Origin of the sequence: Streptomyces sp. M41 (assembly GCF_043673425.1) — a bacterium.
Classification (GTDB): Bacteria; Actinomycetota; Actinomycetes; order Streptomycetales; family Streptomycetaceae; genus Streptomyces.
Genome location: NZ_JBIMKE010000060.1, coordinates 1 through 8,075, shown reverse-complemented (window position 1 = coordinate 8,075; position 8,075 = coordinate 1). Strand labels below are relative to the sequence as shown.

The window sequence follows — 8,075 nt, the reverse complement described above, 5'->3', positions numbered from 1 at the left end:
TGAGCGGGCGGCAGCGCGCCACCGGCACCGGGCGCGCCGTACGCCTCGGCCGCCCCGGGCGGCAGCGGGGCCGACGGGCCGGGAGCGCCGTACTGCGGCTGGGGCGCGGGCATCGGTGAGCCGGCCGGAACGCCTTGTCCGTACGCCTGCGCGCCGGGCGGCACACCCTGCGCGCCTCCGCCGTACGACGGCTGCGGCTGCGGCTGCGGCTGCGGCTGCGGCTGCGGCTGCGGCTGCGGCTGGTAAGGCTGTTCCTGCCCGCCCCAGCTCTGCCCCGGTGGCTGCCCCTGTGCCTGACCCTGACCCGGCGGTGTCCCCCAGCCCTGGCCGGGGGCGGCCGGCGGCGCCGGTGGGCTCTGGTGCTGGGCCTGGGCCTGGTGCTGGTTCTGTTCGGGTCCCCACGGCGTGCCCCACGCCTGCCCGCCGGGCGGTGCCGAGGGCGGGGGTGCCGACGAAGGCGTCGCCGGTGCCGACATGGGGTGGCCGCCGTGGCCGCCCGTCATACCCGGCAGCAGCGGCTCACCACCGTCGGAGGGCAGCACGATGCCTTCGCGCGCGGGCTGCGCCGAGGGCTCCTCGCCCTGTCCACTCTGCGTCACCGGGACTCCTACGAATGGGGGACCTTCGGAATCGTCGGCTCACGCTACCGGGTACTCCGTTCCGGGTGCCACGCGACCAAGGACCTCACCGGCGTCCCTGTGACCTCCGTAACAGCCAGGTCCCCCAATCCGTAATATGCGCCCCTCCTTTACGCCGGAGCCTTCATTTCCCTGCCGTTCACGCCGCCGTACCCCCTGGTTTCACGCGGCGGCCTGAAGATCCAGTCGCGCTCCGAACTCCCTTACCACCGGCTCGTCCCGGTACGGCTCCAGTCGCTGCTGGAAGTCCTCCAGATACTCGGCACCCCGGTTGGAGCGGAGGGTCTCCAGCAGTTCCACGGCCTTCAGGCCGGTGTGGCAGGCCTGCTCGATCTCGCGCTGCTGCACCTGCGCTGTGGCGAGCAGCACATAACCGATCGCCCGGCGCCGCGCCTTCGTCTCCGGCAGCCCGGCCAGCGACTCCTCCGCGCGCCGCGCCGCCGCCTCGGCCTGGCCGAGGTCGCGGTGGCAGTGCGCCAACTCGTCGGCGAGATAAGCCTCGTCGAAGTGCTTGATCCACGCCGGGTCGTCCCCGGACTCCGGATCGGCCGTCTCCAGCGCGCTCACCGCACGCCCGGACGCCACCTGGGCGGCCCGCGCGTCGCCCATCAAGGCATGGCCGCGCGCCTCCGCCGCATAGAACATGGACTCCGCGCGCGGGGTCACGCGCCCCCGCGCCCCCTCCTGCGCCGCCCGTGCCAACTGCGCGATCTCACGCGGGTTCCCGAGCTGTGCGGCGAGGTGGCTCATGGAGGCGGCCAGCACATATCCGCCGTACCCACGGTCGCCCGCCGCCTGTGCGAGGCGCAGCGCCTGGATGTAGTAGCGCTGGGCGAGCCCCGGTTGCCCGGTGTCGATCGCCATGTACCCGGCGAGCTCGGTCAGCCGTGCCACGGTGGCGAAGAGCTCCCGCCCGATCGCCTCCCGGTACGACCCGGCCAGCAGCCCGGAGACGACACTGTTCAGGTAGTGCACGACGACCGGCCGCACATGCCCGCTGCCGTACTGGTGGTCGAGGTCGACGAGCGCCTGGGTCATCGCGCGCACGGCCGCCACGTCGGACTGCCCCACCCGCGGCCCCGCCGAGCGCGCCACCTGGGAGTCGGGCGACGAGATCAGCCAGTCGCGGCTGGGCTCCACGAGCGCGGAGGCGGCGACGGACGAGCCGGACAGGAAGTCCCGCCGCCCGACGTCGCTGCGCCACAGCTCGCAGACCTGCTCGATGGCCCCCAGTACCGTCGGCGAGAACTGGAGGCCGACGCCCGACGCGAGGTTCTTGCCGTTGGCCATGCCGATCTCGTCGATCGTGACCGTACGGCCCAGTTTGCGGCCGAGCGCCTCCGCGATGATCGCCGGCGCCCGTCCCCGCGGCTGCTGTCCGCGCAGCCAGCGCGCCACGGACGTCTTGTCGTAGCGCAGATCGAGGCCGTGCTCGGCGCCGCACATGTTGACCCGGCGGGCCAGCCCTGCGTTCGAGCAGCCCGCTTCCTGGATGAGCGCCTGCAGCCGTTCGTTCGGCTGTCGCGCGACGAGAGGCCTTGCGGCCATGGCGTACCCCCTGTGGCTGCGGTGCCTGCCCACGCACCGAGTTGATGTGTCTGTCACGCGCCGGACCCGGCACGGGGCACTGGCAGTGCACCGAAACGAACCGGCCGTGAAGATCAATGCCCCGTCGGCATACCGAAAATGCGAGGCTTGTGAGGATTGCCGGGGTAACGACGAACGCCGGCCCCACATGGGGCTACCCAGCCACGGCCGCGGATCCTCCCGCGCGCCCCCACCCATGCACCCATGCGCCCCAGAAGAGGAATCAATGCTCCTCCCCCGCGCGCGGACGGCCCGTAACTCCAGGTGGGTGCGGGAGTTGTGTTCAGCGTGGAAGAGACGATCCCGGCCACCGAAGCCGCACAGATTCCGAAGCAGCGCGGGGAAACGCTGCTGGAGACCGCCGTTCGCTATGCCGAGGAGCGCCACTGGGACGTGTTCCCGGGTACCTGGCTGGAAGCCGTCGACGGGGTGCAGCACTGCTCCTGTGGCGACGTCGTGTGCCCCGCGCCCGGCGCGCACCCCGCGCGCCCCGACTGGGCGACGCAGGCGACGGGCAGCGCGACGGTCGCGCGCCGGATGTGGCAGAAGCATCCGACGGCGTCGATCCTGCTGCCTACGGGTCGTACCTTCGACGCGATCTCCGTCCCCGAGACGGCCGGGTTTCTCGCGCTGGCCCGGATGGAGCGGATGGAGCTGACCCTGGGGCCGGTGACGTTGACGCCGGACGGGCGAATGCATTTCTTCGTGCTGCCCGGCGCCTCGGTGAAGGTGCCGGAGCTGGTGCGCAAGCTCGGCTGGTCGGTGGGCTCGCTGGATTTGATCACGCTGGGCGAGGGGGCGTACGTGGCCGCGCCGCCCACGCGGTTCGGGTCGCGGGGCGCCGTGCAGTGGGCCTGCCGGCCCACGCCGGCCAACCGGTGGCTGCCGGACGCCGAGGAGTTGATCTCGCCGCTCGCCTACGCGTGCGGTCGCGACCGGTAACCCGCCTGACGCAGACCGCACATGGGCCTCGCCCGGTTCCCCGCATCCCTCGGACACATCACCTGACCGTAGGGTTCATGCATGACGTCAGCCGCCGTACACGTTCGTGGGCTCTGGAAGCGGTTCGGGCAGCAGATCGCCGTTGCCGGGATCGATCTCGAGCTGCCCGCAGGGAAGTTCATCGGGCTTGTCGGACCCAATGGGGCCGGGAAGACCACCACCCTGTCGATGGTGACCGGGCTGTTGCGGCCCGACCAGGGGTCCGTCGAGGTCGTGGGGCACGACGTCTGGCGGGACCCCGTCGAGGTCAAGGCGCGCATCGGGGTGCTGCCCGAGGGACTGCGGCTCTTCGAGCGGCTGTCCGGACGGGAACTGCTCGCCTATTCGGGGCGGTTGCGCGGGCTTCCCGGCGCCGAGGTCGACAAGCGGGCCACCCAGCTGCTGGACGTACTCGATCTGGCGGGGGCGCAGCACAAGCTGGTCGTCGACTACTCGACGGGTATGCGCAAGAAGATCGGGCTCGCGACCGCGCTGCTCCACAATCCCGAAGTGCTCTTCCTGGACGAGCCGTTCGAGGGCGTGGACCCCGTCTCCGCGCAGACCATCCGGGGTGTGCTGGAGCGCTATACGGCCTCCGGGGCGACCGTCGTCTTCTCCTCCCATGTCATGGAGCTCGTCGAGTCGCTGTGCGACTGGGTTGCCGTGATGGCCGCCGGCCGTATCCGCGCCCATGGTCCCCTCGCCGAGGTGCGCGGTGAGGCGGCCTCGTTGCAGCAGGCGTTCCTCGAACTCGTCGGCGCGCACAGCCGGGACGCCGGGACGGACCTGGACTGGCTGGGCGGCGGGGCGCGATGAGCACCGACATCACCGCGGTCGTCGTACGGCTGAAGCTGTCGCTGCTCAGAAACGGACTGCGGCAGTCCGGCGGCCGGCGGACCGCCTACATCGCCTCGGCGATCATGGTCCTGCTCTTCGCCGCGCTCCAGCTCCTCGGTCTGATCATGCTGCGCGGCACCGCGCACGCCGACTCCCTGGTGGTCCTGCTGGTGGCGGTGCTCGGGCTGGGCTGGGCCGTGATGCCGCTGTTCTTCCCCGGCGGCGACGAGACCCTCGACCCGACGCGGCTGGTGATGCTGCCGCTGCGTCCCCAACCCCTGGTCCGGGCGCTGCTCGTGGCCTCGCTGGTGGGCATCGGCCCGCTGTTCACGCTGTGCCTGCTGGTCGGTTCGGTGATCACGGTCGCGCGCGGCGGGGTGGCCGTCGCCGTCGCCGTCGTGGCCGTCGCTCTGGCCCTGCTGGTGTGCGTGGCGTTCGCGCGGGCCGTCGCCGCCGCCAACCTGCGGCTGCTGACCAGCCGGAAGGGCCGCGATCTGGCGGTGCTGAGCGGGCTGGTCATCGCGGTCGGGGCGCAGGTCGTGAACTTCGGCGCGCAGCGGCTGGGAGCGTCGGGGCTGGCCCAGCTCGATCCGGTGGCGGACGTACTGCGCTGGGTGCCCCCGGCGTCGGCGATCGGCGCGGTGGAGTCGGTGAGCGACGGGTCCTACGGTGTGGCCGTTCTCCAACTCGCCTTGAGCGCGGGAGCGTTGGCGGCCCTGATCACCGTGTGGTCTCGCCATCTGACCCGGCTGATGACCTCCCCCGACGGCTCCACGCTCCAGGCGGTCACCGAGACCGCCGTACGGGAACGGAACTCGACGGGCCTCGCCCGGCTCCTGCCGGCCGGCCGCACCGGCACCGTCATGGAGCGCAGCCTGCGCTATGTCTGGCGCGACCCGAAGACCAAGGCGGCCTGGGTGACCTCACTCGCCATCGGCCTGATCGTGCCGCTGTTCAACGCCCTCCAGGGCACCGGCTCGATCTACTTCGCCTGCTTCGCCGCCGGGATGCTCGGCATCCTGATGTACAACCAGTTCGGGCAGGACACGTCCGCGTTCTGGATGGTCGCGATGACGATCTCGTCCCGCCGGGACGCCTACGTCGAGCTGCGCGCCCGGGCGCTTGCCCTGCTGCTGATCACCCTCCCCTACGCCGCGCTGGTCACGGTCCTGACGACGGCGCTCCTCGGCGACTGGGCCAGGCTCCCCGAGGTGCTGGGCCTCTCCCTCGCCCTCCTGGGCGCGATGCTGGCGACCGGCGCCTGGACGTCGGCGCGTTTCCCGTACTCCATTCCACAGGAGGGCTACAAGAACGTCGTCCCCGGCCAGACGAACCTCGCCTGGATCTCCATCTTCGGCGGCATGCTCGCGGCGGCCCTGCTCTGCGCCCCCGTCATCGCGGTGACGATCTGGCTGCGGGTGAGCGACGGCGGCGAGGCGTGGACCTGGCTGCTGCTGCCGGGCGGGGCGGCGTACGGGGCCGCGATCACGCTGCTGGGCCTGCGCCTGGCGGCCCCGCGGACGGCGGACCGCCTCCCGGAGATCCTGACGGCGGTGAGCAAGGGATAGCCGAGCCGAGGGGGGCGCCGCCTCACAGGCGCCCGGCGTCCCCCAGCACCGCGTCGAAGAAGGGCTCGATGGCCGTCCGCCACCCCGCCGGCTGGTCGTAGTGCACAAGATGCCCGGCGTCGGCCACCTCCGCGTACGCCCCGCGGGGCAGCACCCGCACCATCTCCTGCGCCTCGGCCCGCCCCAACTCCCCGTCCAGGCCGCGCACGACCAGCGCGGGGCACCGGACCTGCGCGAGTTCCTCCCAGTGCGCGTCGTACACCCAGGTCTCGCGCGACCTGAGCATCTGGTCCGGCTCGAACACCGGCCGCCAGCCGTCCTCGCACTCGTGCATCACCTCGGCGTAGAACTCGCCCCGCGCCGGATTCGGCCGCTCGACCCACGGGTCGTCCTCACCGAACCACTTGCGTACGTCGGCCAGCGTGGCGAAGGGGACGGGCCAGGCCCTGAACCAGTCCTCCCACTCCCGCTGCGAGGCCGAGCCGAGCGCGGAGGCCCGCATGTCGCAGATGATCACGCCGCGCACCAGGTCGGGCCGCTTGGCGGCGAGCTGCCAAGCGGTCAGCGCGCCCATGGCATGGCCGATGAGGACGGCCGGCCCGAGCCCGAGCTGCTCCAGGGCCGCCTCGGCGTCGTCGACGTACGCCTCGCGGGTGAAGGCGGCCTGAGCGGGCTTCTCGCTGCGGCCGTGCCCGCGCTGGTCCAGCGCCACCGCGCGGTGCCGCTCGGAGAGCCAGCGGGCGGTGGAGGCCCAGTGCGAGGCGCGGCCCATCAGGCCGTGCAGTAACAGGACACCGGGTGTGCCGTTGTGCTCTTGAGCCGGGTCGGTCTTGGGAGGGTCGCCGAACTCCCAGGCCGCGAGACGTACGCCACCTGTGCCCGTCACGTCGATGCGCCGCGCCATTCGTCCTGGCACCCCCCTAGGGTGAACAGCGTCCTGCCTGCCTTGCCTGCCATATCTGCCGTCGCCGCCGGCCACGGTCATGGAGCCCTCGCACGCGATGTGCATGTTCTGTGTGTCCGACGTGATCTTATGCGCACACCACTGAAGCGCACGTTCCGCCTGATCCGTCACCCCGCAGACTATCGAACTCGTATTCGAAAATATGGCCCGGGCGCACAACACCCCTCGTTCGAGTGACCCCTCTCAAGGATTGATCGGCACTGCCGAGGGGAGATCTTCACCGGGAGGCGGACCGCTCGGGGAAAACGGTCCGAGGGGAATGACCCTGAGAGCTCGGGGCTCCGGGTCAGCACAGGGGAGGACAGGCCCCGGCGCCACAAGGCGCCGGGGCCCTCTCCACGCTCACGGCACATCCGCCCGCCCCCTCACCGGCCGGCCGATCACCGTCGACCACGCCAAGAGCCCTCAGGTCATATGCCTCACGCGACAGCCTGGCACGCGAAATCCCGAAGCGCTGCGAATCGGCGCACTGGATCTTGAATCGCAACTCCCGCCCCGCACACGGGAGTTACCTCCACTCAGCGCTTGGCGACGAACACATGGGAGGCCACCTCGGCCTCCAGCTCGGCCGCCTCACCACCGCTGCCCACCAGCACACCGCCCGCCGACTCGGTCACACTCACCACCGAGCCGGGCTGCACGCCTGCCCGCCGCAGCGTGTACATCAGCTGAGCGTCGGTCTGGATCGGCTCACCGATCCGGCGCACGACGACCGTCTTGCCCTCGGTGCCCGGGTCGAGCTCGGAGAGCGAGACCATGCCCTCGTCGAGGAACGGGTCGGCGCCGTCCTTCTCCCCGAGCTCCTCCAGCCCCGGGATGGGATTGCCGTACGGCGACTCGGTCGGATGCCGCAGCAGCTCCAGCACGCGCCGCTCCACGGCCTCACTCATCACGTGCTCCCAGCGACACGCCTCGGCGTGCACCTGCTCCCACTCCAGCCCGATCACATCGACGAGCAGGCACTCGGCAAGACGGTGCTTGCGCATCACACGCGTGGCCAGCCGCCGGCCCTCGTCGGTCAGCTCCAGATGCCGGTCGGACGCCACGGACACCAGCCCGTCACGCTCCATCCGCGCCACCGTCTGACTCACGGTCGGCCCGCTCTGGTCCAGCCGCTCGGCGATCCGGGCGCGCATGGGGACCACACCTTCCTCCTCAAGCTCGAGGATGGTGCGGAGGTACATCTCCGTGGTGTCGATCAGTCCGGACATACGTGCCCCTCGATTGCGATTAGCTCAGCCGGAAGCGAGACAGCTCCACGGCGCGTGCGCTGGCCCTGCACTCAATTCTGCCGGATACCACTGACAACCGTGCCGCGCAGCCGAAACCAGCGGGTTACGCGGGCGCACGAACCCCCTTCGCCCACGCAGCCGCCAACGGCGGCGAGCACACCCACTGCCGACGCGCACCCCTACGGCGGGTCAGCCGCGTACGGCGGGAAGGGGCCGGGGTGGGGGGTGTCCGCCCGCAGCGGCCGGCGTCAAGAACCGCACCACTCAT

The 8,075-nt window shown here is 71.5% G+C and carries 6 protein-coding genes and 1 pseudogene; 3 read left to right on the top strand and 4 right to left on the bottom strand.

Features of this window, described 5'->3' with window-relative positions; genetic code table 11:
• Both ACHBTE_RS35625 and ACHBTE_RS35620 read right to left on the bottom strand, forming a co-directional pair.
• Nucleotides 1-599, bottom strand: a pseudogene (locus ACHBTE_RS35625) (hypothetical protein); the annotation flags it as partial.
• 201 nt (nt 600-800) lie between these two features.
• A complete protein-coding gene (locus ACHBTE_RS35620) occupies nt 801-2,186 on the bottom strand; it encodes a transcriptional regulator (RefSeq protein WP_394729900.1) in 1,386 nt (461 codons plus the stop codon).
• Nucleotides 2,187-2,504: 318 nt separating this feature from the next.
• Here ACHBTE_RS35620 and ACHBTE_RS35615 point away from each other — a divergent pair, with 318 nt between their 5' ends.
• The 3 genes from ACHBTE_RS35615 to ACHBTE_RS35605 all read left to right on the top strand — a co-directional run bounded on the left by ACHBTE_RS35615 (nt 2,505) and on the right by ACHBTE_RS35605 (nt 5,611).
• On the top strand, nt 2,505-3,167 hold the full coding sequence (locus tag ACHBTE_RS35615; RefSeq protein ID WP_394729898.1) for a bifunctional DNA primase/polymerase: 663 nt from the start codon (nt 2,505-2,507) through the stop codon (nt 3,165-3,167).
• Nucleotides 3,168-3,248: 81 nt separating this feature from the next.
• Nucleotides 3,249-4,022: an ABC transporter ATP-binding protein gene (locus tag ACHBTE_RS35610; protein ID WP_394729896.1), complete on the top strand. Its 774-nt coding sequence runs from the start codon at nt 3,249-3,251 to the stop codon at nt 4,020-4,022.
• A complete protein-coding gene (locus ACHBTE_RS35605) occupies nt 4,019-5,611 on the top strand; it encodes a transporter (RefSeq protein ID WP_394729894.1) in 1,593 nt (530 codons plus the stop codon). Before ACHBTE_RS35610 ends, ACHBTE_RS35605 begins: the two co-directional genes overlap by 4 nt.
• Nucleotides 5,612-5,633: 22 nt before the next feature.
• On the opposite strand, the gene ACHBTE_RS35600 is transcribed toward ACHBTE_RS35605, so the two are convergent.
• On the bottom strand, nt 5,634-6,515 hold the full coding sequence (locus ACHBTE_RS35600) for an alpha/beta fold hydrolase (protein ID WP_394729902.1): 882 nt from the start codon (nt 6,513-6,515) through the stop codon (nt 5,634-5,636).
• A gap of 578 nt (nt 6,516-7,093) precedes the next feature.
• On the bottom strand, nt 7,094-7,786 hold the full coding sequence (locus ACHBTE_RS35595) for a metal-dependent transcriptional regulator (protein ID WP_394729892.1): 693 nt from the start codon (nt 7,784-7,786) through the stop codon (nt 7,094-7,096).
• Nucleotides 7,787-8,075 lie beyond the last annotated feature (289 nt).

What these genes read in the sequence shown, in the direction of transcription:
- ACHBTE_RS35620 (WP_394729900.1), bottom strand. Translation starts at nt 2,186, where the DNA reads ATGGCCGCAAGGCCTCTCGTCGCGCGACAGCCGAACGAACGGCTGCAG.
- ACHBTE_RS35610 (WP_394729896.1), top strand. Translation starts at nt 3,249, where the DNA reads ATGACGTCAGCCGCCGTACACGTTCGTGGGCTCTGGAAGCGGTTCGGG.
- ACHBTE_RS35605 (WP_394729894.1), top strand. Translation starts at nt 4,019, where the DNA reads ATGAGCACCGACATCACCGCGGTCGTCGTACGGCTGAAGCTGTCGCTG.
- ACHBTE_RS35600 (WP_394729902.1), bottom strand. Translation starts at nt 6,515, where the DNA reads ATGGCGCGGCGCATCGACGTGACGGGCACAGGTGGCGTACGTCTCGCG.
- ACHBTE_RS35595 (WP_394729892.1), bottom strand. Translation starts at nt 7,786, where the DNA reads ATGTCCGGACTGATCGACACCACGGAGATGTACCTCCGCACCATCCTC.